25 protein-coding genes and 1 other RNA gene are annotated in these 26,003 nt (G+C 40.5%); 12 read left to right on the top strand and 14 right to left on the bottom strand.

Annotation, left to right across the window (positions count from 1 at the left end; genetic code table 11):
* Positions 1–7: 7 nt before the first annotated feature.
* The 4 genes from ABXG83_RS05530 (at position 8) to ABXG83_RS05545 (ending at position 2,711) form a co-directional block, all read left to right on the top strand.
* Positions 8–667 carry a DUF5683 domain-containing protein gene (locus tag ABXG83_RS05530; protein WP_353550489.1) on the top strand — a complete coding sequence of 220 codons (660 nt, stop codon included), beginning with the start codon at positions 8–10 and terminating at the stop codon, positions 665–667.
* A gap of 66 nt (positions 668–733) precedes the next feature.
* The gene (dapB, locus tag ABXG83_RS05535; protein ID WP_353550490.1) at positions 734–1,450 is read left to right on the top strand and encodes a 4-hydroxy-tetrahydrodipicolinate reductase; all 717 of its coding nucleotides are present in this window, start codon (positions 734–736) and stop codon (positions 1,448–1,450) included.
* Between the two features lie 88 nt (positions 1,451–1,538).
* A complete protein-coding gene (locus ABXG83_RS05540; protein WP_353550491.1) occupies positions 1,539–1,949 on the top strand; it encodes an Rrf2 family transcriptional regulator in 411 nt (136 codons plus the stop codon).
* A 24-nt stretch (positions 1,950–1,973) separates the two neighbouring features.
* Positions 1,974–2,711 carry a hypothetical protein gene (locus ABXG83_RS05545; protein WP_353550492.1) on the top strand — a complete coding sequence of 246 codons (738 nt, stop codon included), beginning with the start codon at positions 1,974–1,976 and terminating at the stop codon, positions 2,709–2,711.
* A gap of 150 nt (positions 2,712–2,861) precedes the next feature.
* On the opposite strand, the gene ABXG83_RS05550 is transcribed toward ABXG83_RS05545, so the two are convergent.
* The gene (locus ABXG83_RS05550; RefSeq protein WP_353550493.1) at positions 2,862–3,812 is read right to left on the bottom strand and encodes an NAD-dependent epimerase/dehydratase family protein; all 951 of its coding nucleotides are present in this window, start codon (positions 3,810–3,812) and stop codon (positions 2,862–2,864) included.
* A 128-nt stretch (positions 3,813–3,940) separates the two neighbouring features.
* Here ABXG83_RS05550 and kdsA point away from each other — a divergent pair, with 128 nt between their 5' ends.
* Positions 3,941–4,765: a 3-deoxy-8-phosphooctulonate synthase gene (gene kdsA / locus ABXG83_RS05555; RefSeq protein WP_353550494.1), complete on the top strand. Its 825-nt coding sequence runs from the start codon at positions 3,941–3,943 to the stop codon at positions 4,763–4,765.
* A gap of 141 nt (positions 4,766–4,906) precedes the next feature.
* On the opposite strand, the gene ABXG83_RS05560 is transcribed toward kdsA, so the two are convergent.
* On the bottom strand, positions 4,907–5,128 hold the full coding sequence (locus ABXG83_RS05560; protein WP_178886775.1) for a PspC domain-containing protein: 222 nt from the start codon (positions 5,126–5,128) through the stop codon (positions 4,907–4,909).
* Positions 5,129–5,396: 268 nt separating this feature from the next.
* Here ABXG83_RS05560 and ABXG83_RS05565 point away from each other — a divergent pair, with 268 nt between their 5' ends.
* Entirely contained in the window at positions 5,397–7,664 is a 2,268-nt protein-coding gene (locus ABXG83_RS05565; protein WP_353550495.1) for an aconitate hydratase, read from the top strand.
* Positions 7,665–7,735: 71 nt separating this feature from the next.
* Here ABXG83_RS05565 and ABXG83_RS05570 read toward each other — a convergent pair whose 3' ends face one another.
* Complete coding sequence (locus ABXG83_RS05570; protein ID WP_353550496.1) at positions 7,736–8,161, bottom strand: hypothetical protein; 426 nt, start codon at positions 8,159–8,161, stop codon at positions 7,736–7,738.
* Positions 8,162–8,377: 216 nt separating this feature from the next.
* Here ABXG83_RS05570 and ABXG83_RS05575 point away from each other — a divergent pair, with 216 nt between their 5' ends.
* Complete coding sequence (locus tag ABXG83_RS05575; protein WP_353550497.1) at positions 8,378–8,800, top strand: hypothetical protein; 423 nt, start codon at positions 8,378–8,380, stop codon at positions 8,798–8,800.
* Between the two features lie 91 nt (positions 8,801–8,891).
* Here ABXG83_RS05575 and ABXG83_RS05580 read toward each other — a convergent pair whose 3' ends face one another.
* The 3 genes from ABXG83_RS05580 to ABXG83_RS05590 form a co-directional block, all read right to left on the bottom strand.
* The gene (locus ABXG83_RS05580; protein ID WP_353550498.1) at positions 8,892–9,620 is read right to left on the bottom strand and encodes a hypothetical protein; all 729 of its coding nucleotides are present in this window, start codon (positions 9,618–9,620) and stop codon (positions 8,892–8,894) included.
* 194 nt (positions 9,621–9,814) lie between these two features.
* The gene (locus ABXG83_RS05585; protein WP_353550499.1) at positions 9,815–11,179 is read right to left on the bottom strand and encodes an ATP-binding protein; all 1,365 of its coding nucleotides are present in this window, start codon (positions 11,177–11,179) and stop codon (positions 9,815–9,817) included.
* A complete protein-coding gene (locus ABXG83_RS05590; protein ID WP_353550500.1) occupies positions 11,176–11,865 on the bottom strand; it encodes a response regulator transcription factor in 690 nt (229 codons plus the stop codon). The genes ABXG83_RS05585 and ABXG83_RS05590 overlap by 4 nt, the downstream gene beginning before the upstream one ends.
* A 150-nt stretch (positions 11,866–12,015) precedes the next feature.
* On the opposite strand from ABXG83_RS05590, the gene ABXG83_RS05595 reads away from it, so the two are divergent.
* Positions 12,016–13,059, top strand: coding sequence for a Gfo/Idh/MocA family oxidoreductase (locus ABXG83_RS05595; RefSeq protein WP_353550501.1), 1,044 nt, complete (start codon positions 12,016–12,018; stop codon positions 13,057–13,059).
* A 66-nt stretch (positions 13,060–13,125) separates the two neighbouring features.
* Here the strand turns inward: ABXG83_RS05595 and fsa are convergent, their stop codons facing one another.
* The 3 genes from fsa to ABXG83_RS05610 form a co-directional block, all read right to left on the bottom strand.
* Complete coding sequence (gene fsa, locus ABXG83_RS05600) at positions 13,126–13,776, bottom strand: fructose-6-phosphate aldolase (RefSeq protein ID WP_353550502.1); 651 nt, start codon at positions 13,774–13,776, stop codon at positions 13,126–13,128.
* A gap of 46 nt (positions 13,777–13,822) precedes the next feature.
* Positions 13,823–13,922: signal recognition particle sRNA small type (ffs, locus tag ABXG83_RS05605), an RNA gene on the bottom strand.
* 59 nt (positions 13,923–13,981) lie between these two features.
* The gene (locus ABXG83_RS05610; protein WP_353550503.1) at positions 13,982–15,265 is read right to left on the bottom strand and encodes a DUF5103 domain-containing protein; all 1,284 of its coding nucleotides are present in this window, start codon (positions 15,263–15,265) and stop codon (positions 13,982–13,984) included.
* A 53-nt stretch (positions 15,266–15,318) separates the two neighbouring features.
* Between ABXG83_RS05610 and ABXG83_RS05615 the strand changes: the two genes are divergently transcribed.
* Positions 15,319–16,596 carry an FtsX-like permease family protein gene (locus ABXG83_RS05615; RefSeq protein WP_353550504.1) on the top strand — a complete coding sequence of 426 codons (1,278 nt, stop codon included), beginning with the start codon at positions 15,319–15,321 and terminating at the stop codon, positions 16,594–16,596.
* Here ABXG83_RS05615 and ABXG83_RS05620 read toward each other — a convergent pair whose 3' ends face one another.
* On the bottom strand, positions 16,597–17,322 hold the full coding sequence (locus ABXG83_RS05620; RefSeq protein ID WP_353550505.1) for an RNA methyltransferase: 726 nt from the start codon (positions 17,320–17,322) through the stop codon (positions 16,597–16,599).
* Positions 17,323–17,327: 5 nt separating this feature from the next.
* Here ABXG83_RS05620 and ABXG83_RS05625 point away from each other — a divergent pair, with 5 nt between their 5' ends.
* Positions 17,328–19,718, top strand: coding sequence for a BamA/TamA family outer membrane protein (locus ABXG83_RS05625; protein ID WP_353550506.1), 2,391 nt, complete (start codon positions 17,328–17,330; stop codon positions 19,716–19,718).
* On the opposite strand, the gene truB is transcribed toward ABXG83_RS05625, so the two are convergent.
* Both truB and proS read right to left on the bottom strand, forming a co-directional pair.
* On the bottom strand, positions 19,689–20,420 hold the full coding sequence (gene truB / locus ABXG83_RS05630) for a tRNA pseudouridine(55) synthase TruB (RefSeq protein ID WP_353550507.1): 732 nt from the start codon (positions 20,418–20,420) through the stop codon (positions 19,689–19,691). The genes ABXG83_RS05625 and truB overlap by 30 nt on opposite strands.
* A 36-nt stretch (positions 20,421–20,456) precedes the next feature.
* The gene (gene proS / locus ABXG83_RS05635; RefSeq protein WP_353550508.1) at positions 20,457–21,935 is read right to left on the bottom strand and encodes a proline--tRNA ligase; all 1,479 of its coding nucleotides are present in this window, start codon (positions 21,933–21,935) and stop codon (positions 20,457–20,459) included.
* A gap of 138 nt (positions 21,936–22,073) precedes the next feature.
* Here proS and ABXG83_RS05640 point away from each other — a divergent pair, with 138 nt between their 5' ends.
* Positions 22,074–22,850 carry a hypothetical protein gene (locus ABXG83_RS05640; protein ID WP_353550509.1) on the top strand — a complete coding sequence of 259 codons (777 nt, stop codon included), beginning with the start codon at positions 22,074–22,076 and terminating at the stop codon, positions 22,848–22,850.
* A gap of 76 nt (positions 22,851–22,926) precedes the next feature.
* The gene (locus ABXG83_RS05645) at positions 22,927–24,456 is read left to right on the top strand and encodes a hypothetical protein (protein WP_353550510.1); all 1,530 of its coding nucleotides are present in this window, start codon (positions 22,927–22,929) and stop codon (positions 24,454–24,456) included.
* A 5-nt stretch (positions 24,457–24,461) separates the two neighbouring features.
* On the opposite strand, the gene miaA is transcribed toward ABXG83_RS05645, so the two are convergent.
* The gene (gene miaA, locus ABXG83_RS05650; protein ID WP_353550511.1) at positions 24,462–25,376 is read right to left on the bottom strand and encodes a tRNA (adenosine(37)-N6)-dimethylallyltransferase MiaA; all 915 of its coding nucleotides are present in this window, start codon (positions 25,374–25,376) and stop codon (positions 24,462–24,464) included.
* A gap of 41 nt (positions 25,377–25,417) precedes the next feature.
* Positions 25,418–25,981 carry a hypothetical protein gene (locus ABXG83_RS05655; protein WP_353550512.1) on the bottom strand — a complete coding sequence of 188 codons (564 nt, stop codon included), beginning with the start codon at positions 25,979–25,981 and terminating at the stop codon, positions 25,418–25,420.
* Positions 25,982–26,003: the final 22 nt, after the last annotated feature.

Here is a 26,003-nt window from a genome sequence, read left to right on the forward strand (position 1 = left end):
TAAATACATGAGTGTATTTCGATTATTCATACTATCATTATTGACTTGTTTTACTGTATCGACTCTTTCAGCACAGTCTGATAAAGAGCAACTCGCGAATACCCAATTGATAGGCCGGGATACCAGCGTTGTCATAAAAGACAGCACACAGAAAAAAAATGTCGCGAAAAAACATATTCCTAGAATAGCGACCAACCGCTCTTGGTTAATACCGGGCTGGGGTCAAGCATACAATAAACAATACTGGAAAATACCGGTAGTATATGGCATATTAGCCATACCAAGCGTAGCTTTTGTGTACAACAACAATATGTACAAAAAAACAAAGTTTGCATATGAAGCTTTGTTCAAAGCTCAACTCCCCCAACCCGATAGTACAGATTACAGATTAATCGATCCCCAACTTCGCGGACTAAGTATCTCTTCCGTACAGAGTTATCGGAATGCTTTTCGTCGTGACAGGGATTATTCGATTCTTTGGTTTGTATTGGCCTGGGGTCTACAGGTTGCAGATGCAACGGTATTCGCCCATTTGAAAGAATTCGACGTGAGCGATGACCTGACCATGCAAATCAGCCCTACATTTAACCCACAAACAAGAACACCGGGTTTTGGATTGGTCATGAGCCTGAAAAATCCTGATAAAAAACCAAGGCAGGTTCGTTAACACCAAGCTTCATTAAAATTTTTTTCTTGCCGATTTACAAATAAGTTTGCTGCAAAAGCACACATCATGAATATCATTCTCGTAGGATATGGTAAAATGGGTAAAGCCATTGAAGAAATTGCAGTGAAGAAGGGACATACCATCTCCCTTAAGGTAGATATCAATAACGCAGATGAATTGAATGCGACCAATGCAGCAAAAGCAGATGTCGCCATTGAATTTACAGGTCCACATAGTGCTTTTGACAATGTCATGAAATGTCTTGAATTGGGTTTGCCTGTTGTGTGCGGCTCAACCGGTTGGCTCGACCGATATGAAGAAGCAAAACAATATTGCGAAGCAAAAAATGGAACCTTGGTATATGCAAGCAACTATAGTATCGGTGTGAACCTTTTTTTTGAAGTGAATAAGCAACTGGCCAAATTGATGAGTCAACATCCGGATTACAATGTCTTCATGGAAGAGATCCATCATACACAGAAAAAAGATGCTCCTAGTGGAACAGCTATCACATTGGCTGAACAAATAATGGCATCAATGCCCCAAAAGCAAAAATGGGTGAATGAATTATCAACTGATCCTTCCGTTTTATCCATTGTTTCCGAACGAATAGATCCGGCACCCGGAACACATAAGGTAAAATATACTTCTGCTATCGATGATATTGAAATCATCCATACTGCCCATAACCGGGCTGGCTTTGCCGGAGGCGCTGTTCTAGCTGCAGAATATGCATCAAAACATAAAGGCATTTGGAGTATGAAAGATGTATTAGGGCTGTAAACTGTTCCATACATTGTATGAAAGCATACAATATTCTGTTTTTTTTATAATTTGTATCAAGGAAAGGACTCCTGTAAAATGATGCCACATGTTATCTAAAAAAACTCAATATGCGTTCAAAGCCCTTACCTTTATGGCAGAACGCAAAAAAGAAGGTCCGATTCTGATTGCAGAAATAGCTAGCAAAAAGAAGATCCCTTTAAAATTTCTTGAAAACATTTTGCTGGAACTTAAGAAGGCCGGTTTGTTGGACAGTAAGAAAGGTAAAGGTGGAGGATACTTTTTTAATGTAGAACCTAATAAAATCCCTCTCGCAACAGTAATGCGATTGATCGAAGGACCGATTGCCTTACTACCTTGTGTAAGTCTCAATTTCTATGAAAAATGTCACGACTGCAATGAGCGAAAATGCGGTCTGAATAGGGTGATGATTGAAGTGCGTGATAATACCCTGAAAGTATTGGAAAACAAAACTGTTGCCGATCTGGCAGTATTATAACCAAACCTCTAAAACAAAACTGAAATGAAAAAATTGCTCATTCTCTTACTGTGCATTCCTTTTATCAGTGAAGCACAGATTCCTGTATTAAGCGGGAAGAATATTTTTAAACTGAATGTTAGCTCACTGGTAGCTAAAAACTTTCACATCACTTACGAGCGTAAATTAACAGGTCGTGTATCTGCTTCGCTGGGCTTCAGAACCATGGCAAAAAGTACCATTCCATTCAAAAGCACTGTTGAAAATTTATTGGATGGCGCCGACTTCAATTTTAATGAATTCAAAATGGGGAATACCGCTTTCACGCCTGAAGTGAGATTATATTTAGGCAAAGGCAATCTCAGAGGCTTTTATGTAGCCCCATACATGCGTTTTGCATCTTTCGATATTACGGCTCCAATTAAATATACTTACAACAGTGGAAGTGGTAACACTACTACAGAAGCACCCATGACAGGTAAAATCACTTCTACAAGTGGTGGTATCATGTTTGGTACACAACACAGAATCTTCAAAGTATTGACACTCGATATTTGGATCATTGGAGGTCACTATGGCAGCAGCAAAGGAACACTTGCAATAACCAGAAACTTCTCTACTCAACAAGAGCGTGACGCTTTAAAACAAGAGTTGGATGATATCGACGCCCCTCCTTTTAAATTTAAAAATGCTACTGTAACAGCTACTGGCGCTAGCATTCAATCAGACGGACCATGGGCTGGTATTCGCGGACTAGGCATTAACCTAGGTTTCAGATTCTAAAAACATACGAAGAACGTATAAAAGAAGAGCCGCAATCTAAATGTTGCGGCTCTTTTATTGTGTTTACCCCCCGGTAAATGATCAGCAGCTTTTACACTGCCATCGTATTATTAGATACCGTTTGGTTCAATTTCGTTGCTTTTATACCAATTATTTCTTCAGATTTTTTAGCATATCATCGGTCATTTTCGCCAAATCAAACTCCGGCTTCCATCCCCAATCATGGGTAGCAACACTATCATCAATACTTTGAGGCCAACTATCTGCGATCTGTTGTCTATAATCAGGCGCATAACTCATCTTAAACTCAGGAATATGTTTAATGATTTCAGCACCGATTTCTTTGGGTGAAAAACTCATACCTGATAAATTATAAGAAGTCCTAACTGATATTTTTTCTGCAGGCGCTTCCATTAATTCAAGTGTAGCCCTGATCGCATCAGGCATATACATCATGGGCAAATAAGTATCTTCTTTAAGAAAGCATTGGTATTTTTTGTGCTCCAATGCCTCATGATAAATTTCTACCGCATAATCAGTGGTACCTCCACCCGGAGCAGATTTATAACTGATCAAACCCGGGTATCGAATACTGCGAACATCTACTCCATATCGCTGGAAATAATAGTTACACCAAAACTCACCGGCATACTTACTGATACCATATACAGTAGTAGGCTCTATAATGGTTTGCTGCGGACAATTTTGTTTGGGAGAAGTAGGACCAAATACTGCAATACTACTAGGCCAATACACTTTGGTCAATTTTTCTTCCCGTGCAATGTCCAGTACATTTAATAAGCCCTGCATATTCAGATGCCATGCCAGGTTCGGATTCTTTTCTCCTGTCGCAGATAATATCGCCGCCAATAAATAGATCTGTGTAATATTTTGACGAATCACCTGCACATGTAACATCTCTTTATTCATCACATCCATACTCACGTACGGACCAGTACCTTCTAACAATGGATTTTGTTCACGAAGATCTGAAGCGATGACATTGTTATTCCCATAGAGTTTACGCAACGCCAATGTTAGTTCAACTCCGATCTGACCCGAAGCCCCAATAACGAGAATTTTTTCTTTTTGCGGAGACATGCAATCGTTTTTTAGTGGAACAAAGAAAGAGAAAAAAGGGCAATAGTTGATAGTCCATGGTCTATGGACCATGGACTATCAACTATTGCCCAACAAATCCCTAATTTCGCTACTCAAATAATACATTCATGATCCCAGCTTATCTCTCAGAACTTTTCAAGCCACAACAGTACGATGCCAATAACTTTTTTCTGATCGCAGGTCCATGTGTGGTTGAGAGTGAGGAATTGGTGATGGAAATAGGTGAAAAGGTATCGGGTATTTGTAGAAATCTGGGCATCCCTTATGTTTTTAAAGCCAGTTATAGAAAGGCAAATAGAACCAGTGCCAGTTCATTCACCGGTATTGGTGATGACAATGGTTTATCACTGATCAAAAAAGTGGGTGATACTTATCAGTTGCCTACCACTTCTGATATTCATGCGCATGATGAAGCTGCTATGGCTGCTCCATATATTGATATCCTGCAGATACCTGCTTTCTTATGCAGACAAACAGATTTGCTGTTAGCTGCAGCAGATACTGGAAAGATCGTGAACGTTAAGAAGGGACAGTTTCTCAGTGGACCGTCCATGAAATTTGCAGTAGATAAGATCAAACTAGCAGGTAATGATAAGGTCATGCTAACAGAACGCGGAACTACTTTTGGTTATCAGGATCTGGTGGTTGACTATAGAAATATTCCCTGGATGCAAGAACACGGTTGCCCTGTGATCATGGACTGTACACATTCTTTACAACAACCGAACCAAACAACGGGAGTAACGGGCGGAAATCCTCAACTAATTGGAACCATTGCAAAAGCTGCTATTGCAGCCGGAGCAGATGGTCTCTTCATAGAAACACATCCAAATCCTGCCATAGCGAAGAGTGACGGAGCCAATATGTTACAACTCGATCGCTTAGAACCTTTGTTACAGGAATTGGTTCGCCTAAGAAAAGCAATAGTATAGGAAGAGTCAAGAATAAAGACTCAGGATTCAAGAAAGAATACAGGAAATACGGACAAACTTCACATACATTTTAAGAAGCACTAGTAGCAGTGCTGGATTGCTTAGGTGTTACTTATGTAATAATTCTTGTTCCTTGAATTCTCACCAATTGCGCAACGGATTTCTTCTTCCGGCAAGGATATAATTCTTGATATTGATCCAAAAAGCAAGGATCATGTAGATGATTACCGGAGATCCCATGGTCAAGAAAGAGATGTAAATAAACCACATCCTGATACGAGAGCTGGCGATACCTAGTTTTTCTCCAATAGCGGTACAAACACCAAACGCCCTTACTTCAAGAAATTCTCTGATCTTTTGCATATATCTGGTAGTTGAATAGGGGGCTTTGTATGGCAAATTAGACAAATTTTAGTGAAAAAAGGTTAAGAATGTATGTGAGGGATGACATACCTGAATAAACAGATCATAACGCATATATTTCAGTCTTTGCCCCCACCCTATTTTTCCGTAAATTCGCGCAGATTTTAGTCAATAAAACATCTGTTTGAACCAACTGTTCTCTGGAAATTCTCCATAGTAGGTTTTCAAATCAGATATCAGAAATCATACATCTTTAAATCGTAGACCCATGGCATTTGACATTGAAATGATCAAGAAAGTGTATGCTGAGATGCCTGCTAAGGTAGATGCTGCACGCAAGGCGCTCGGTCGCCCTTTGACACTGTCTGAAAAAATCCTTTTTGCACATCTGCATCAGGATCAGCAACTCAGTAATTTTGAAAGAGGTAAATCCTATGTTGATTTTGCACCAGACCGTGTTGCGATGCAGGATGCGACTGCACAAATGGCGCTCTTGCAGTTTATGCAAGCTGGTCGTCCAAAAGTAGCGGTTCCCTCAACTGTACACTGTGATCACCTGATCACTGCCAAATTAGAAGCTAAAAAAGATCTGGAAGTAGCGAACGCAGAAAGTAAAGAAGTATATGACTTCCTTGCTTCTGTTTCCAATAAATACGGCATCGGTTTCTGGAAACCAGGAGCCGGTATCATTCACCAGGTAGTTCTTGAAAACTATGCATTCCCCGGCGGTATGATGATCGGAACCGATTCTCATACTGTGAATGCCGGAGGTTTGGGTATGATCGCCATTGGTGTCGGTGGTGCTGACGCCTGTGATGTGATGGCCGGTTTACCATGGGAATTGAAATGGCCAAAATTGATCGGCGTGAAACTTACGGGTAAACTAAGTGGATGGACCGCCCCTAAAGATGTTATTCTGAAAGTGGCAGGTATCCTCACTGTAAAAGGTGGTACCGGAGCAATCGTAGAATACTTTGGTGAAGGTGCAACAGCCATGAGCTGTACCGGTAAAGGAACCATTTGTAATATGGGTGCTGAAATAGGTGCTACTACTTCTACTTTCGGTTATGATGATAGCATGAGTCGTTACCTCAAAGCTACCGGTCGCGAAGAAGTAGCTGTAATGGCTGATGGTATCAAAGCTTACTTAAATGCAGATGCAGAAGTATATGCTTCTCCTGAAAAATATTTCGATCAGGTAATCGAGATCAACCTGAGTGAACTAGAACCACATTTGAACGGTCCTTTCACTCCGGATCTGGCTACTCCTATTTCTAAAATGAAAGAAATGGCTGCAGCCAACGGATGGCCTACAAAAGTAGAAGTAGGTTTGATCGGCAGCTGTACCAACAGTTCTTATGAAGATATCAGTCGCGCGGTAAGTCTGGCCCGTCAGGTAAAAGAAAAAGGGTTGAAAACAAAAGCTCAATACACCATTACTCCGGGTAGTGAGCAAGTACGTTATACAATTGAACGTGATGGATTTTTGGATATTTTCTCTGAGATCGGCGCAACTGTTTTCGCCAATGCATGTGGACCTTGTATCGGTATGTGGGATCGTGTAGGTGCTGAAAAAGCTGAGAGAAATACCATCGTTCACTCTTTCAACAGAAACTTCGCCAAGCGTGCTGATGGCAACCCAAATACTTTAGCGTTTGTTGCTTCACCTGAATTGGTAACAGCACTTGCGATTGCAGGTGATCTGACCTTTAATCCGATCACGGATACATTGACCAATGAAAAAGGTGAGCAAGTAAAATTAGATGAGCCTAGTGGACAGGAATTACCACAACGTGGATTTGCAGTAGAAGATGCCGGCTATCAGGCACCTGCTGCTGACGGAACTGCTGTACAAGTAGCCGTGGATCCTGCATCAAAACGTTTGCAATTATTAGATCCTTTCGCTGCTTGGGAAGGTACAGATTTGAAAGGATTGAAGCTGTTGATCAAAGCAAAAGGAAAATGTACCACAGACCATATCTCTATGGCGGGTCCATGGTTGAAGTTCCGCGGTCACCTCGATAACATCAGTAACAACATGCTCATCGGTGCTGTGAATTTCTTCAATGAGAAGACCGATCTGGTAAAAAATCAACTGACAGGGGAATATGGTCCGGTGCCTGCTACACAGCGTGCTTATAAAGCTAAAGGTATTGGATCGATCGTCGTAGGTGATGAAAACTATGGTGAAGGATCATCCAGAGAGCATGCGGCTATGGAACCTCGTCATTTAGGTGTTCGTGCAATATTGGTAAAATCATTTGCCCGTATCCATGAAACCAACCTTAAGAAACAAGGTATGCTGGCATTGACTTTCAATGACAAAAATGATTACGATAAGATTCAGGAAGATGATACGATCGACATTGAAGGACTGACCACTTTTGCACCGGGTCAGCCGCTTACCATTGTATTACATCATTCAGATGGAAGCGTTGACAAGATCAGTGTGAATCATACCTATAATCAACAACAGATCGAATGGTTTAAAGCCGGTGGTGCGTTGAATATTATTCGCAAACAAGTGGCAGGATAATCAACTGCTCTTACAATAAAAAAAGCTCCGAATGTATTCGGAGCTTTTTTATTACGCATCACTTTCTTACATCAGGCTTTTTTACCCATACCATTGACCCAACCAACAACACCGCCAACAATAGCACCCATGACGGCTGCAGCGGCTATGTCAACCCAGACTGCTTTCATAGCCATGATATTACTGGTTCCATACATGGTGAGATCAAAGGATGCTCCCATGATCAATCCAAGCACAGCACCTGCTGAAAGTCCGGCTGAAAGGGTACTGATGTTTGCCCAGCGATTGAAAATGTAAGAGTACAGAATACCTGTACAAATATTTCCGAGTATCAGTGCCCACCATACCATTTCAGCATCTGGGCGCATCACACCGGTCGCTGTACCGCTGTTCTCAGCCATAAAATCCATCAATAACATTCCGTAAATCAGCCATCCTGCAAAGAAGGCGACAACTCCTCCGGCGATGCCGGAAATCAACATTTTTGTGGTGTTCATAAGCAATCGTTTTAAGGGGGAAAAAATTTACTGAACAAAATAGACATCAGTTTGCGCAAATGCAAGTATTGCGCAAGAACCCAAATGCCTACTGTTTATAATCAGGGGATAACCCATAAATGAAAGCATTCACAAACAATTATCATTTAAATGAATGTTGCAACAGTAACTGTACTTATTTTCACCCATTGTATTGAAAATCTATTATTTAGAACTATGATTTGGGAAATATTGACTGTTGCAGGTCTGGCTACCTTTGAAGTTTATGCAGCCATACCTGCGGGTTTTGCATTTGGACTACCGGCATGGACCATTTTTTTATCCAGCATGACGGGCGGATTAGTAGGTGTTTTTGTTGCTACATTTTTGGGAGATAAGATCAAAAAGTTTCTTGCAAAATACCGTAAACCCAAGCCGGAAAAACCAAAGACAGGATTGATCTATACGCTATGGGATAAATATGGGATCATTGGATTGGGTTTCTTCGGAACCATGACCGTTGGAGCTCCCGTTAGTATCGGAGTAGGTGTTGGCTTTAATGTGCCTTTGCAAAAATTATTGATCTGGTGCTGTATCGGTGTAATTACCCGTTGTGCATTATTTACTGCGATCGGATATTACGGATTGAAACTAATTTAAACGAGTGTAAATAGCCAATGGTCCATAGTCCATGGTATCATATCTTACCCATGGGCTATGGACCATCGACCATATACTATTGGTTAACCCCCTAAATAGTCAACAATAGCAAAGACATATTAGACTGCATGAGAATTCTTTCCAGTCTTTGTTCGCGCATAAAGTAGCTCGACAAAGTCCCCATCTTAACAGTAGGAATATTCTGCGACTGCATCATTTCTGAAAAATTGGATAACTTTTTTTCTACTGCATTGAATTGATATACCAATGAAGATGGAACATGCTGCTGCTCTGTGTTGGGAGCATCCAGTAATGAAACTGCTTCTGACATTTCTCTGGCGGTATGGAATGCTCTTGTTTCTGGTTGTAACAACTCTTCGGAGATATTAGCAAGATCAGATTTTGCGATATACATCACTGTACAACGAGAGCGACACAACATTCTAAAAACATCCAATCCGGTAGACTTTCCTGTCTCATACCATTCTTCTCTTGAATAAAATGCAATATCACAGCCAAACTCATCAATGTATTGCTTGAATACAGCAGGTGAATCACCAAATATTCTGTCGATACTATATCCTTTAACCGATTGCGGATTTTCTTCTTCGATCTTGCGGATAGACTCAAGTGCTTCAGGAGAAAACTTGTAGCCATGTGCTTGTCTGCTCAAAGTCATCAAATCACTCTCATTGTCAGGTATGGGTACCACCTGCAAAAAAGTGCAATAAAAACTTTCCGATTTGTACAATCTTGTAGCCAATCGGAACAGATTAACTGCATGCTCAGTACATCTGGTTGGAATAATGATCTTTTTCATACCTGTAGTTTTTGAGTGATGATAACAGATGATACTGTATCATCCTGCAAACCTACATGAGGAGTATTGGGACGGTCTAAGAGACATATTAAGAGACCGTTAGAAGTCTTTAAGAGTGGCATTAGAAAATCTAAGAAATTCTAATGCCGTTCTAACAACTTTTTACAAGCTGTGCCAAGCACAAGGAAATAGGGTTATGAACGAATAGGGAACCGCATTTCAACACGGGTGCCGGCGCCTTCCATGGATGTAAAACGAATCTCGCCCCGGTGTATGCGGATGATTTTCTGCGCAAGCGGTAAACCTACCCCATACCCTTTGTAAGCTGAAGTGTTAGATGCCCTAAAGAATGGATCAAAAATATAACGCAGTTCTTTTTCAGGAATTCCGATTCCCCTGTCTTCTACCACCACAATACACTGTGAATCGGTCGCGTGCAATGAGATCGTTACTTTATCATTGTTCGAGTACTTACAAGCATTTTGCACCACATTCGTAAGCGCCAGTTTCAATAAATTCTGATTCCCAAAAATGGTGATGTATTCAGTGTCTTCCGGCAAACTTTCAAAATTGATCTGTATATGATTTCCGGGATCTGTAAAATCGATGATCTTTTTGACCGATAAGATCAATTCGTCTAAACGGATCGATCCCATGAATTCTTCCTTAACGCTATTACCTGCTTGTGCTAGCTCTAATAAGCTGGTAGTTAAATGATGCAGTTGATCTGCTTCCCGGGCGATCACTGCCAATGCAGCACGATACTCACCGGGATCTCTTTCTTTACTCAATGCCAATTCAGCTTCTCCAAGGATCGCTGTAAGAGGTGTTCGCAGCTCATGAGAGAGTTTATTCACGAAATTTCTTTGGGTCTCGAAAGAGGTCTCTAAACGATCGAGCATATCATTAAAGGTTTGTGTAAGATCACTGATCTCACCTTTAATGGGTTGCTCAGGTAATCGCATATCCAGATTCGTAACACTGATTCGTTTTACCCGCTGAATGATATTGGAAATAGGATTCACGATCTCTGCAGAAAAAAGCATTCCTACTACGAATACTATAATGACGGCCAGTATGATCCCCAGGATCAGGTTTTGACGCATATCCCGTAATCCTTCTTCACCATAATCATTACGTGCAGACATCATCACGATATACCGCTTCCCGCTATACTTGTATGGGATCACTGAGTAATAAGTCAACCCCTGTATGAACTGTACGGTTTTTCCCGCATTGAGTTGCTCTTCAAAATTGGGAGGAAGCGTTATATGATGTGAGGATAGAAATAAGGAATCAGGGATCTTATCAAAGAAGTATTCCTTCTCATCCGGTAACCGTTGTAAGTGTTTTTGACGGATCTCATTATACACGACAGGTCCGAGAATTCCTTCTTCATAATGCGCTTGTGCTGCAATACCTCCCCTAACGGTCAGGCGATGAAAAAATTCACGATCAATAGAACGTTTTGAGAAGTGATAAATAAAAACACTCAGCATCAAGATAATGACACCAGTAAGTAAAGTAAATAAGGTGGTGATCTTATTACGGATGTTCATGAAGCTGTTTCTTTCATCATGTAACCCATACCAATCATAGTATGTATGAGTTTATCATTTTTGTTTTTATCGATCTTCTTACGGAGATAATTGACGTATACATCTACAACATTCGTACCCATATTGAAATCAATATCCCATACATTTTCCAGTATCTCCATCCTAGACAATACCCTGGATTGATTTTTCATGAAGAACTCTAATAACTTGTATTCCGTAGAAGTCAAAGAAATAGCTTCGTCACCTCTGAAAGCTGTTTTGGCATCTGTATCCAACCGCAGGTCCGATATTTTTAAGATATGCGTATCCGGTACAGTGGTGTTTCGCGTCATGCGTCTTCCTAAAGCATTCACCCTTGCTACCAGTTCTGTGATCTTAAAAGGCTTTACCATATAGTCATCTGCACCGCTGTCAAGACCGGTGACAATATTTTCCGTACTACCCAATGCCGTCAACATCAGTACAGGGATGGAAATACCCTGAGATCGCATCTCCTTACACACCTGAATACCATTTACACCGGGAAGCATGATATCCAAAATCACCATGTTAAAATCATGGTTTCGTACCATCTGCAGTCCGGTATGGCCATCCATTGCTACACTCACCTCAAAACCGATCTCCTTCAACCCTCTCTCAATCAATGAAATAACGGCAGCTTCATCTTCAATCAACAATATCTTCATTTGTTACTCGCTTGTTTGCACACCAACAAAATAAGAATTTTTAAAAGAAAACACTGAAACACTTTATATTGACAACTGTTCGAATCTTGTTGAACTTTTAGAACCATACAGAAATTTGACAGATCAACAAGTTCGATTAAAGATACTATCATGAAAAAAATAAGAGTTGCCTTATTGTCTTTTGGAATGTCAGGAAAAGTATTCCATGCCCCTTTTCTTGATCAACATGCCGGATTTGAACTTTACGCGGTTTGGGAGCGCTCCAAGTCTGAATCTGCAGCAATATATCCTACGATCAAAATAGTCAGATCACTGGAAGCATTGTTAGAAGATGATAGTATTGAGTTGATCGTAGTCAATACACCTACTCATACACATTATGAATATGCCAAAAAAGCGTTAGAGGCAGGAAAATCAGTCATAGTTGAAAAAGCATTTACCACAACAACAACAGAAGCACAATCACTTGCTGCATTAGCGAAAGAAAAAAAATTACTATTATCGGTGTATCAGAACAGAAGATGGGACAGCGATTTCCAAACTGTACAAAAGATCATACAAGATGGCGTTTTAGGAGAACTCAAAGAAGTATCCTTCCGTTTTGATCGTTTCAAAAATACCATCGGTAATAAAACACATAAGGAGCAACCTGGTCCGGGAGCAGGCCTGTTGAATGATCTGGGGCCTCATTTGATCGATCAGGCATTGGTGTTATTTGGAAAGCCTGAAAAAATTTTCGCCGATATCAGAATACTTCGGCCGGATTCTTTGGTAGATGATTATTTTGATTTGCTATTATACTATCCATCATTAAGGGTTCGATTGATATCGAGTTTATTGGTAAAAAAGCCGATTCCTTCTTTCATACTACATGGTAGCAAAGGATCTTTTATAAAAAATCGTGGTGATGTTCAAGAAGCAGATCTTATTGCGGGTAAACAACCCGGCAGTGCTGATTGGGGAATAGAACCGGAAACTGCTGATGGATCGATATATACTATGATCGATGGGAAAGATCATGAAGAAAAAGTGAGAACCCTAACTGGTAATTATGGTATTTATTATGATCGAATTTATCAGTCAATAATTCATCACACAACTGCGCCTGTAACAGCGAATGAAGGTATCCATGTAATGCAGCTACTCGAAGCAGCCATGCACAGTCATGAAACACAAACAGTCATTACACTATAAAAGACTTCTCCAAAAAAAAGCCATCCGTTTAAGGCGGATGGCTTTTCACTAATATCAACTATTCAATTACATTTTCTTAGCATCTTCCAAAAATTTGGCCAATCCGATATCGGTCAGCGGATGTTTCAACAGACCGAGGATAGAATCCAATGGACAAGTACAAACATCTGCACCCAATTCCGCTGCTTTAGTGATATGTAAAGCATTGCGAATAGATGCTGCGAGGATCTCAGTTTTAAATCCTTGAATGTCGTAAATATGACGGATCTGACCGATCAAATCCATACCATCCCAACCACTATCATCAACACGACCAATAAAAGGTGATACATAAGTAGCGCCTGCTTTAGCAGCCAAGATAGCTTGTCCGGCAGAGAATACTAATGTACAATTGGTACGGATACCATTATCAGTAAACCATTTGATGGCTTTTACACCGTCTTTGATCATCGGCACCTTTACAACAATATTCGGGTGAATAGCAGCCAGTTTCTTACCTTCTTCTACCATCGTAGCAAAATCAGTAGATAATACTTCTGCACTCACATCTCCATCCACCAATTCGCAAATGGTTTTGTAATGATTGGCAATCGCCTCCTCTCCCTTTACGCCTTCTTTGGCCATTAAGGAAGGATTGGTAGTAACGCCATCTAAGATCCCTAAATCATTGGCTTCTTTGATTTGCGCAAGATTACCGGTGTCGATGAAAAATTTCATATAGTTTGTATTAAACCCCTCAGTGATCACTTCGGGGAGAAAGAAAAAATGGCAGGCTACTCACATCGCACCGCTACAACCGCCTATCCTTGCTGCATTCCTGCCCTGGGGAGGTTCAGCAGGAGCTGGTCGTGTAAGACCTGCCGGTGCAAAAGTAAGGGTTGAGACCTATTTTCCCTAATTTTTTGAATCAATACACCGATCCTCAGAAGCCATTGCCAAAATTTCGCGAATTAAGTCTGGTTACACCAAGTAATTCATCATGCCGCCCATTGAATGGTCTAAAATAAAACAGGATAAGGTATTCATTTTCCGTTTCCCAATAATTCCCTTCTGTTAGTGAAGGGTCTGCTTTTGCAAGACGATCCCTGATATCCTTGGTCAGGTATTGGTAGCTGTAATAGCCTTGTTTTAAAAAGAGTGTTTTTTTATAGACCGCTTTTTCGGTATCAAATTCCATTCGGGAACTATCACCTGCCTGGTTTCCGGTCATCTCACCAACCAGGAAAACATCTTTTCCAACATATGGCTTTCCTCCGGATGGTACCAGTGTGAACTCTACTTTCGCATAATCACCTTGCCACCATGGGTTAATGGATTCAGTCGTAGATATTTCATTCCATCCATTGCGGTCATTGAAAAAAGCATACCGCAGATCATTTCTTTGCAAGTCGGGTCGTATGTAAATGTGATGCGGAAATTCAGTACGATCAACCCTTTCTACCCTATCACTTTCAAAGCGAAAACTCCTGAGGTCTGCCCACCGGAATTCTTTACCTGCAGGGAAAACAGCATCCTGCTCTCCATTATATTCCAATGCATTTCCACGAATAAAACTCGGTTGTGAATTATAAGTAGCATCACTCCATCTATTGTTTTGTATGATCACCAATCTGGTTTGCTGCTGCGGACTCATGATATTCAGATCTTTCGTTCCAACAGTTACTTGTATTTTCTGATGCGTTCGGATCTGCGAACTATTAAAGGGCTGAGATATTCTGGCTCCGATATTGACCCTGTCATCTACGACCATGATCCTTTTGGTAAATGCCAATTTAGAAGTATCTCCATTCAGAAACACCTTTAACAGATAATTACCGCTTTTTATAGGCAAACAGTTTCTTTCCGGAAGCAATGCCTGGTAATGCATGTATTTGGTCATCGCAATGGAAGACATCCGATACTGTGTTAAACGATTCTGTGTAAACCCTTTCAGATAATCAAATGGATTCAATAAAGCCGGTTTCCAATCAGCATTACACAATTCATAGGTATAAAAGAAGTTTCGTACAGTACCACTGAGATCATCAAAATGCAATTCCAACAGATCACTGCTACCCAAACGAATGAGAGGAACAGATTGCTGATCATTTTGCTGAAAGAGTTTGACAGACTGTATCCCCTCCATATAAATGCGGTCAGGCTCACGCTGAGCAGATACATGATAAGTACTGAAAAGGAGAAAGAATAAAAAAAATCGTTGTTTCATGTAAGAAGATGATAATGTAATAATACAAAGACTTTTATTAGCAGCATCTAAACATGCCGGATTGCTCTGCCATTCGTATTTTTACCAAAATCATGCCATTGGGATTTGCATTTGACATAGCGAAACGGATTGCATTTAACCGACAGAAGTCTTTTTCGAGGTTCATTATACGTTTATCAGTTGCCGCTACAACACTGAGCGTTGCTGCTATGATCATTACCCTCGCTTTTGTAAATGGGTTTCAACAAACAGTTGCTTCGAAGATTTTCAGTTTTTGGGGACATATCAGAGTACAACAATATGAATCAGGCAAATCACTCATTGCAGAAGAAACCCCCTTTACATATGATAGCAGTATAACCCGTACCATTCGGTTGAATGACCAGATCTCTCGCATACAGGCTTTTGCTACAAAATCAGCAGTTATTGAATCCAAAGGTGAGATCGAGGGTGTACTATTGAAAGGAATTGATGCAGGCTATGACAGCTCTGATCTAAAATCATTTTTTACCGGAGGAAATTGGCTTCAGTTTCAAGACAGTAATTACAGCAAACAAATCATTGTTTCAAAAGCTTTAGCTGATCAGTTGAATATTGGATTGAATGATACTTTAAAAGTACATTTCGTTTCTTCAATTGATGATAGTCGCACCTATCGTAAGCTGCAAGTGACCGGCATCTATAACACAGGTATTGAAGAATATGATAAGTTGTTTGTAATCGGAGATATCAGGTTGATCAGACGTATTAATGAATGGAATGATGATCAAATTGGTGGTTATGAAATTTTTGTAAATGATTATACAAAAATGGATTCTGTGAATCAGCAGCTATCAGATCAGTTACCTCCAACCTGGATGAGCAGAACCATCCGCGATGTCTATCCGAATATATTCGATTGGTTAAGTATTCAGGATGTAAACCGGGATGTGATCTTTATTGTAATGTCTGCAGTAGCTATTATTAATCTGATCACTTGTTTACTCATTCTCATTTTGGAAAGAACCAGAATGGTAGGTATTTTGAAAGGATTGGGTGCAAATAACTGGACCATCCAAAAAATATTTCTCTATCACGCATCAGTGATCACAGTAATGGGTATTGTCCTGGGGTTGTTATTAGGTATTGGGATCTGTTTACTACAACAGCAAACAGGATTCATCAAATTAGACGAAACTTCATACTATGTCCGCGAAGCACCTATGATCATTATATGGTGGCAGGTTTTGGCAATTAGTGCGGGCACTGCGATCGTATGTTATGCTTCACTGATCATCCCTTCACTTTTGATCCGCAAACTCAATCCGGTGAAAGCCATTCAGTTCAGATAATTAATGAGGTCTTCTGAATTGTGACAATAAGATACCCAATGCCACCGCAGCATTCAAAGATTCCGCCTGTCCGATCCTGGGTATAGTGATACGATGATTGATCAAAGATTGTAACGTATCCCTGATCCCTTTAGACTCATTGCCAATAACCAACACGCCTGTATCAGGTGGCGGTACTTCATACATTGATTTTCCATCGAGAAAAGCGCCGTATACAGGTACTGCTATCTGACCCAATAAAGGTGCGAGATCACGGTACCATACTTTCACACGCATAAAACTTCCCATGGTTGACTGAATGACTTTCGGATTGTACAACTCCACTGTATCCTGACTGGCAATGATCTGATCGATCCCAAACCAGTCTGCTATGCGGATAATTGTACCCATATTGCCCGGATCTTGTATACCATCCAGTACCAGTGTGAGTTTATGATTCCATTGAGGCTCATCAGAAGGTTCTTGTTGTTGAGCGATGGCGAGCACCTGATTGGGCGTTTGCAGGGTACTGATCTTTTCCAATTCCTGTTCTGAAATTCGGGTGACATCATAATTGCCCGCAGGTATTGCCCATTGGTCAGTTGCATAGATATTCCGAATAGGATAACCTGCACTGATCAGCTCCTGAACCAATTTCACCCCTTCCACAATAAATAACCGCTCAGCCGTTCTTTGTTTTTTGTGGCACAAAGATTGAATATATTTGAGTTCATTCTTGCTTAACATTGATTATGCTTTTGATCGGAAAAAGAGTTGTTTTAGAATATGGCATCTTGACTGTATTGTTAATGATCCTGCTCAATTCCTGTTCCGTTCAGCAACGTACCACAGTTAGAGACTACCCCACAAATAAACCTTTTGTCTATAGCAACAAGATCAATATCGTCAATGACCTTCCCAAAGATGAGAAAAAACGATTAACTTATGAACTAGAGAATTATTGGGATGATAGTCTGCAAGTCAGATTAGTGCAGCGATATCTGGTAGGCTATTTACTTAAAAAGCCACCGGTATTCGATAGCAGCAATATCGATCGTTCGATCAACTTCATGAAAGCCTACCTGAATAGTCAGGGTTATTTCTATTCAAATTTCAAGGATTCTGTTTTTATTGACACAGTTAAAAGTCAATTACGAACAAATGTCATAATGGACATTACTACAGGAAAGAACATAACGATCGATTCTGTTTCCTATAATTTTCAAGATTCTGGATTAAAAAAGTTGGTTGACGCTGAAATTTCAAAAAGCCTTTTAAAAAAAGGCGGGCGGTATACCAAACAAGTGATCAGTGATGAATTAGACAGGCTTACAAATTTATTTCGCCAAAATGGATACTACAATTTTAGCAGAGATGGCTTGAGAGCAATTGTTGATACATTGGATAGCGAACTGTTACAATTAACATTGGATCCTTTCAAACAAGCACAACTGATTGCTGATGCAGCAAAGAAAAGAAATGAAAATCCCAGTTGGGATATCACCATCACGAGCACAAACAATCAGATTGATTCAACAGGATTGAAACAATTCAGTTTCGGTAACATTTATTATTATCCTGAAACCAATCTGTATGATATTCCTGATAGTGTAAAGAGAAAAACTGATTTCCTTGTAGATACTTTTAGAAGTGGCATCGTTAAATACAAGCAAGGATTGTTTCGCTTCAGACCTATGCGTGAACATACGTACTTCAAAAGAGGAGATAAATATAATGAGGCTGACTACTTCAAAACCATCAATACCCTTGGACAATTGGGTGCCTGGCAACAGGTAGATGCCATTCTAGAACCTCGAGACAAAGACTCGCTGGATGTTCATTTATTCATGGTACCCGCCATCAAACAATCGGTAGCAGCGGAACTGGAAGGCAGTCGAAATTCAGGAGATGTCATAACGGGTAATACACTCGGTATTTCCATGAATCTTAGTTATAACAATAAAAACAGATGGAGACAAGCCATACAGCAACAAACAGTACTGAGAACTGGTGTTGAACTGAACTTACTCAATCAGGCCAACAATCCACTCTTGCAGACATTCTTGGTTAGCGCAAGTCATACTTATGCTTTTCCACGTATCCTCACTCCTTTTCGTAATTGGGGTACTTCAAAAAAAATAGAAAATAAAAAGACCTTACTGACCCTTAATAGCTCTTATATTGATCGAAGAAATTTTTACAAAGTAAATTCCTTTACTGCCAGTATTGGTTATGAGTGGAGAAGCAGAAAAAGAAATGGTGATCATCTATGGCTGTATAAGCCTTTGAATGTTGAATTGTATGGTATTACCCGATTGGCCGGATTGGACACTCTGATTCAAAAAAATCCATTCCTCCAAGCATCCTTCAATGAAGGAAATATTGTTAGTCAAAGTTTATCTTTCATCCGCACAGGTACCAGTAGAGTTAACAGAAACAGAAGTCACTATTTCAGAGTCGGTATAGAAGAAGCCGGTGGATTATTTGGACTATTACCCGGGTTAAAAAATAACATTTACCGCTATATCAAAACCGAAACAGAATATCGTTCTGTGACCCGTTATGATAAATCTGAATTAGCCTATCGAGCATTTGCAGGTGTAGGATATAATTATGGCAATGATCCACGTATCGGAAGAACATTACCATTCTTCAAACAGTTCATTGCTGGTGGACCTTACAGCATGCGTGCATGGGGGCTTAGACAATTAGGACTGGGTAGTTCTATTTTCAGTGATACCGTAAACAGTTCCTATCGTGATCGTTTTGGAGATATTCAATTGGAGAGTAATATCGAATATCGTTTCACACTATTGTCATTGGGATCGTTCAAAGTGGGCAGTGCCTTTTTTGCAGACATTGGCAATATCTGGAACATCAAAAGAAACAATCAGGATCCTGATTCAAAATTCTCTTTCAGTAATCTGGCTCGTGATCTTGCCATTGGTGTAGGTACAGGACTCAGGTTCGACTTCTCTTATTTTCTGATACGATTTGATTTTGCTTATCGGGTAAAAGACCCTGCTAGAAATAGTAATGGTGGTTGGATGAGCATTAAAGATTTTGTATGGTCGGAGACGAGACCTTCCGGACTCAAGATCAATAATATGGCGTTACAGTTCGGTATTGGTCTTCCCTTCTGATTGCTGTTTGAGTGTTGCGATCTCTTGTTCAAAAGCATCAAGACTGAGTGCATCTTCCACAGAAAAGATCCCGATTCTGGTTCTACGCAAACTACTCATATAGCCACCTACTCCTAAAGCGGCGCCAAAATCATTTGCCAAACTCCTGATATATGTACCTGTTGAACATACAACGCGAAAGTGCAGGATGGGTAACTCTATTTTTTCGATCACGAACTGATGAATCGTAACAGGTCGAGGTTCTAAAACAACATTCTCTCCTTTTCGTGCTGCCAGGTATACCGGTTTCCCATCTTTTTTTATGGCGGAATGCGCAGGTGGAACCTGCATGATAGGACCTGTAAATAATGCTGTGGCATTATTTATTTGTTCCGCTGTTAGATGGCTGATGTCTTTCAGATTTTCAGGAGTTGATTCCAGATCATAGGTCGGAGTTGTAGCACCGAGCGTAAATGTTCCGGTGTACTCTTTTTCCATCCCCATATATTCATTGATCTTCTTCGTGAATTTTCCGGTACATATGATCAATAAACCTGTGGCCAGTGGATCTAGGGTACCCGCATGCCCAACTTTTGAAATGCGCGTGAGGATACGCACTTTTTTTACGGCATCAAAAGAAGTCCATTCCAATGGCTTATCTATCAGAATTACTTTACCATCAAGATAAGGTTGTAATGCAGGATGTATTTCTTTTTGTCGCATCAGCGGATTGATTTATTTGCACGAATGCCGTGAATACTAGTATGCTCTTGCAAATAAAACCCTTTGTGCCGATGGTTTTCCGGTGAGTATACAAACACCTGCTTCAGGTTGATTATCCAATGGGATACAACGGATCGTAGCCTTGGTCAATTCTTTGATCTTATCCTCTGTTTCAGCGGTACCATCCCAATGAGCAGCAATAAATCCACCTTTGGTATCCAGCAATTGTACAAATTCATCCCAACTATTCGCAGGAGTAATATGTTCATCACGAAATTGCTTTGCTCTGTTATAAATATTTTGCTGGATCTCTTCTAACAGATTTTGAATATAGTTTGAAAGTCCTTCCAAAGAAACCGTATTCTTTTCCTTGGTATCTCTTCTTGCTATCTCTGCTACATTGTTTTCAAGATCGCGAGCGCCGATTGCCACGCGAACAGGAACCCCTTTCAATTCATATTCTGCAAATTTCCATCCTGGTCTGGAATTATCACTATCATCATACTTAACAGAAATCCCTAAGGCCTTGAGTTCTTTCATCAACTGATGTACACGTGCATCGATCTGTGCTTTCTGCTCCTCTCCTTTAAAAATTGGAACGATCACCACCTGTAATGGTGCAATGCGTGGCGGTAAAACCAAGCCACTATCATCACTGTGCGCCATCACCAAGGCACCAATTAAACGGGTACTCACACCCCAACTGGTAGCCCACACATATTCCAGTTTATTGTTCTTATCACTGAATTTTACATCAAATGCTTTTGCGAAATTCTGACCAAGAAAATGAGAGGTACCAGCCTGTAATGCCTTCCCATCTTGCATCATAGCTTCAATACAATAAGTATCTTCTGCTCCTGCAAAACGTTCATTCGGGGTTTTCACACCCTTGATCACAGGAACAGCCATCCAATTTTCTACGAAATCGGCATATACATTCAGCATTTTTACTGTTTCCTCAACAGCTTCTTCTTTTGTGGCATGAGCCGTATGTCCCTCTTGCCACAGAAATTCTGCTGTACGAAGAAATAAACGAGTCCTCATTTCCCATCTCACCACATTCGCCCATTGGTTCACCAGAATGGGAAGATCACGGTAAGATTGAATCCATGTTTTATAAGTATTCCAGATAATAGCTTCACTGGTTGGACGAACGACCAGTTCTTCCTCCAGCTTAGCTTCAGGATCTACGATCAGCTTTCCTTTATTAGCAGGATCTGTTTTCAAACGATAGTGGGTAACAACCGCACATTCCTTTGCAAAACCCTCTGCATTCTTTTCTTCAGCTTCAAATAAACTTTTGGGAATAAAGAGTGGGAAATACGCATTCTGATGACCCGTTTCCTTGAACATACGATCCATAACATCACGCATATTCTCCCAAAGTGCAAAGCCATATGGTTTGATGACCATACAACCCCTAACGGCACTATAATCTGCCAATCCGCCTTTAATAATCAGGTCATTATACCACTGAGAATAGTCTTGCGCCCGGGAAGTGATTTCCTTACTCATAATAATTTATAGTTCTCTTAACAAAATAGATTGCTTACAGTTGTTAGTTGGCAAACTAATTGCCGCTATTTACACGAAGTCTGCAACAGCGCAAATGTATGTAACTTCGCATTATATAACCTTCTCAATACCGATGTTATGAAAAGAATGCTACTTGGCTCATTACTCACCATCGGACTCCTTTCGGGATGTTCGACAGCTTATCAGAGTGGACAAACCCCTGATGATGTTTATTATTCACCCGGCAGAGATGGCGGCAATAAGCGTGAAGAAGAGAAGGTTAAAGAGCAGCAGGAACGCTATGAAGAATATCTCAGCAGCCAGGATGACCGCTACCTGCGTATGAAAGTAGCGAACAGAAATCGTTGGTCAGGCATCGATGATTTTGATTATTGGCACGATAGCCGATATGACTTTGGCAGATACAATGGCTTTAGTAATTGGAATAGTTTTTATACCTGGAACAATCCATGGAATCCTTCTTTCAACTATGGCTTCTGGAGAATGCAGCCGGGATTTGGATTTGGATGGGGATGGAACAATCCAATGTATACTGTAATAGCTTATGCATCACCTAAATTCTACTCAGGTGGACGAACTTCAGGAAGCAATCTTTCTGCTTACCGCAATACCAAAGGATTCAGTAATACCAATGGCAGATACTATAATGCCAAAACAGGATCATACATGAATACTAACAATGGCTCATCCAGTTTTGGAAGTTTATTGAAACGTGTATTCACCAGCAGTCCAGCAAACTCAGATTTAGGTTCTAGTTTCGACAGACCTGTAAGGAGTTTCTCAAACAGCAATGGCTCATCTGCAACTCCAAGTAGTTCTGCAGGGGGTAATAGCGGCGGTGTGAAAAGTTCAGGTAGTAGCGCTACTTCCGGTCGAGGAGGAAGAGGTAATTAACATTTATTCTTAGGGCAATAACAAACATCAGGTGCAACTCACCTAATACTAAACCTATACCCAAACAGATTATAACATGAAAATATATTTACTATCCCTGACGCTGATGATAACATTGTTTGCATCAGCACAAAATCCTGATTACTCATTAAGAACTGCATGGTTCACACAGAATGGTTCTGCCAGAAACATTGCAACAGGTGGTGTGATGGGTTCATTAGGAGGCGAAATCACAGCCAACCACGTAAACCCTGCAGGTATTGGATTATTCAAAACCAATGAATTTGTTTTATCTCCAGGATTTTTATTGAACAATAATAAATTCAAGTACCGCGGTACGGATACACTCAATAACAAAAATAATTTTGGGTATGGTGCTTCCGGTATCATTTTAAGCACCGGTACTAACAGAAAAAGTAAATGGACCAGTAGTGCCTTTGCCCTCTCTGTAAATCAACTGGCTAGTTATAACAACAGAATACAGTTCAAGGGATTCAATAACATGAGTTCTTTCTCAGAACAATATCTCGAAGAACTGACGCGTGATCTTGCCGATACCAATGCAGCATTGAGCAACTACATTTTCGGTTCTTCTCTGGCTTTCAGGACCTTCTTAGTGGATACAGCGAATAATGCCAGTGGTAACTTCATCGGTTATCAGAGTTTGGTTCCGATCTCAACCGGCGTAAATCAATCTTATGATGCTACGACAAGAGGCGGATACCATGAGATCGCACTTGGTGTGGCAGGTAATATGGAAGATAAAATGTATGTTGGTGGTAGTCTTACCATCCCCGTGATCAGCTATTCACGCGACCTTGTTTACCGTGAAACAGATGCAACCAACGATCCTAATAATCAGTTTAGCAGTTTTGAATTTCGTGAAAATTTTACGTCCCAGGGTTTAGGTATTGGAGCCAAAATTGGTACCATTTATAAACCCAAAGAGCACTGGAGAATTGGTTTTGCGTTTCACACGCCACAGTTCATCACTTTTAAAGACAGGGTGCGTGCTTCTATGACAGCCAATACAGAAAGCTATGCCGGTATACGTTCAGAGAATAGCGATAACCTGAATAGCGGTAATCCAGGCAACAGCAACTACAATCTGGTTACACCCTGGAGAGCCATTGTAAGTGCCAGCTATGTATTCAGAGAGATCAAGGATACACGCAGACAAAGAGCATTCATCAGTGCAGATCTGGAATATGTGAACTATCGTGGTTCAAGATTTTCAGCAGAAGACAAGAATGATCAGGCACTTGTAAATTATTATAACCTCTTAAACGATGTTATCAAAGACACATATAAAGGAAACATCAATTTCCGCTTAGGGGGTGAATTGAAATTTCATACCGTTATGTTCCGTTTGGGTGGTGCATTTTACGGAAGTCCATATGCAGAGGATGAACTAAAAGCCAATCGCATCCTGGCTACCGGTGGTATTGGGTATCGTGATAAAGGTATCTTCATCGACCTTAGCTATGCACATGCATTTAATCGTGATGTACAGTTTGCATATCGTCTCAATGATAAACCCAACACTTTTGCTGAGCAAAGAGGATCTAGAGGTTCGGTGATGTTGACATTTGGATTTAAGTTCTGATCGCATTAAACAATACCTTGTTCATGCAGTATTTTTTGGATCTGCAGAACAGGATCTGCAGCAGCATTTACCCAGTGAATGCTGCTGTCTTTTTTAAACCAGGTCATTTGTCTTTTAGCGTACTGCCGGGTATGTTGCTTGATCAATTCAACGGCTGTTTCATAAGATAATTTGCCATCCAAGTGATCAAAGAGTTCTTGATATCCGACGGTTTGTAATGCATTCAGCTGTTTGTACGGATACAATGCTTCTACTTCATTCAATAATCCCTGCTTCATCATTTGATCGACACGAAGATTGATTCTTTCATTCAGTGCAGCCCTTTCCATCTCAAGTCCGATCTTGATGATCCGAAAAGGTCTTTCAACTTTTTTACCGATCCTGAATTTTGTGATCGATGTACCAGTACCCTCCAACACTTCCAAAGCCCGCAATAAGCGATGTGGATTTTGCTGTTCACCTATTTGCCAAAAAAGAGGATCGCGTGTTGCCACTTCATTTTGCAGCCAGGTCAATCCTTTTGTTTGATAATGATCATTCAATTGCTTCCGGACAGATGGATCTATTTCAGGCATATCATCTATCCCTTCACAAAATGCTTTAATGTATAACCCCGTGCCACCGGTTAGCACCAGTGTAGCATGTTGTTGGAAGATATTAGCTGCTTTTTCCAATGCATAGGTCTCATATAAACCTGCATTTACCTCTTCGTGAATCGAATGAGAAGCAATAAAATGATGAGGTACCAATTTAAGTTCGTCAACAGAAGGACGCGCAACCCCAATATTCATTTCACGATAACATTGCCTTGAGTCGGCAGATAGGATCTCTGTTTGAAAGACTTGCGCCAATGCAATGGCAACCGCAGTTTTACCTACAGCCGTTGGACCAACAATCAATATGGCTGTATGAGACGACAATGATTACTGAATATCTTGACTACTGCTAAAAGATGTCTTTATTAAAAATCTTCTTCTGTACTTTCTTCCGCTCCAAAATCATCACCATCGGATTCACCCTCTTCACCTTCTTCGCCAAAACCATCCGATGCTTCTGTGAGATCATATTTCTCTTCAATATCTGCGAATTTATCGCCCAACAGGCTTTTGGTACCATATTGCTGTGGACCAATACCTTCTACTCTGGAAGTTGCAGGATAGCTGAGTTTATTATTCTCTTCCTTACTTACATTGATCAGCTCAACAAGGAAAGTCCAGTTTTTTGCGAAATCATAGAGATAAATAAACTTTTGATTGGTATCACGGATCTCACTACCGATGGTTGTCTCACTCATCAGGAGTGGCTCGGCTATATAAGATTTATCGTATCGCTCAAAGCTGATCTCACGACCACGTTGCCAGTTATCATTGCTCCGGAAAAAAGTAGCCTGATGCTTCTGATCAAACTCATAGGCTTTCAGGATCGCAAAATGTAGATCAATAAAGTATTGTGTATGCTTGATCACAATATCGCGATACACCGCATCATCTTCTTCCAAATAAACCCTGAATTTCAGAACAGCCATTCCAAATGCTTAAGTCAATTAA

It is taken from the genome of Sediminibacterium sp. KACHI17 (assembly GCF_040362915.1).
GTDB lineage: Bacteria > Bacteroidota > Bacteroidia > Chitinophagales > Chitinophagaceae > Sediminibacterium.

Excerpts from the sequence above, each read along its gene's own strand:
- ABXG83_RS05530 (WP_353550489.1), top strand. The coding sequence starts at position 8 with ATGAGTGTATTTCGATTATTCATACTATCATTATTGACTTGTTTTACT.
- ABXG83_RS05610 (WP_353550503.1), bottom strand. The coding sequence starts at position 15,265 with ATGAAACAACGATTTTTTTTATTCTTTCTCCTTTTCAGTACTTATCAT.
- ABXG83_RS05585 (WP_353550499.1), bottom strand. The coding sequence starts at position 11,179 with ATGAACATCCGTAATAAGATCACCACCTTATTTACTTTACTTACTGGT.
- ABXG83_RS05565 (WP_353550495.1), top strand. The coding sequence starts at position 5,397 with ATGGCATTTGACATTGAAATGATCAAGAAAGTGTATGCTGAGATGCCT.
- ABXG83_RS05540 (WP_353550491.1), top strand. The coding sequence starts at position 1,539 with ATGTTATCTAAAAAAACTCAATATGCGTTCAAAGCCCTTACCTTTATG.
- kdsA (WP_353550494.1), top strand. The coding sequence starts at position 3,941 with ATGATCCCAGCTTATCTCTCAGAACTTTTCAAGCCACAACAGTACGAT.
- ABXG83_RS05560 (WP_178886775.1), bottom strand. The coding sequence starts at position 5,128 with ATGCAAAAGATCAGAGAATTTCTTGAAGTAAGGGCGTTTGGTGTTTGT.
- ABXG83_RS05545 (WP_353550492.1), top strand. The coding sequence starts at position 1,974 with ATGAAAAAATTGCTCATTCTCTTACTGTGCATTCCTTTTATCAGTGAA.
- ABXG83_RS05655 (WP_353550512.1), bottom strand. The coding sequence starts at position 25,981 with ATGGCTGTTCTGAAATTCAGGGTTTATTTGGAAGAAGATGATGCGGTG.
- ABXG83_RS05575 (WP_353550497.1), top strand. The coding sequence starts at position 8,378 with ATGATTTGGGAAATATTGACTGTTGCAGGTCTGGCTACCTTTGAAGTT.
- truB (WP_353550507.1), bottom strand. The coding sequence starts at position 20,420 with ATGCGACAAAAAGAAATACATCCTGCATTACAACCTTATCTTGATGGT.
- ABXG83_RS05580 (WP_353550498.1), bottom strand. The coding sequence starts at position 9,620 with ATGAAAAAGATCATTATTCCAACCAGATGTACTGAGCATGCAGTTAAT.
- ABXG83_RS05590 (WP_353550500.1), bottom strand. The coding sequence starts at position 11,865 with ATGAAGATATTGTTGATTGAAGATGAAGCTGCCGTTATTTCATTGATT.
- ABXG83_RS05570 (WP_353550496.1), bottom strand. The coding sequence starts at position 8,161 with ATGAACACCACAAAAATGTTGATTTCCGGCATCGCCGGAGGAGTTGTC.
- ABXG83_RS05645 (WP_353550510.1), top strand. The coding sequence starts at position 22,927 with ATGAAAATATATTTACTATCCCTGACGCTGATGATAACATTGTTTGCA.
- fsa (WP_353550502.1), bottom strand. The coding sequence starts at position 13,776 with ATGAAATTTTTCATCGACACCGGTAATCTTGCGCAAATCAAAGAAGCC.
- ABXG83_RS05640 (WP_353550509.1), top strand. The coding sequence starts at position 22,074 with ATGAAAAGAATGCTACTTGGCTCATTACTCACCATCGGACTCCTTTCG.
- ABXG83_RS05620 (WP_353550505.1), bottom strand. The coding sequence starts at position 17,322 with ATGTTAAGCAAGAATGAACTCAAATATATTCAATCTTTGTGCCACAAA.
- dapB (WP_353550490.1), top strand. The coding sequence starts at position 734 with ATGAATATCATTCTCGTAGGATATGGTAAAATGGGTAAAGCCATTGAA.
- ABXG83_RS05615 (WP_353550504.1), top strand. The coding sequence starts at position 15,319 with ATGCCGGATTGCTCTGCCATTCGTATTTTTACCAAAATCATGCCATTG.
- proS (WP_353550508.1), bottom strand. The coding sequence starts at position 21,935 with ATGAGTAAGGAAATCACTTCCCGGGCGCAAGACTATTCTCAGTGGTAT.
- ABXG83_RS05595 (WP_353550501.1), top strand. The coding sequence starts at position 12,016 with ATGAAAAAAATAAGAGTTGCCTTATTGTCTTTTGGAATGTCAGGAAAA.
- ABXG83_RS05550 (WP_353550493.1), bottom strand. The coding sequence starts at position 3,812 with ATGTCTCCGCAAAAAGAAAAAATTCTCGTTATTGGGGCTTCGGGTCAG.
- ABXG83_RS05625 (WP_353550506.1), top strand. The coding sequence starts at position 17,328 with ATGCTTTTGATCGGAAAAAGAGTTGTTTTAGAATATGGCATCTTGACT.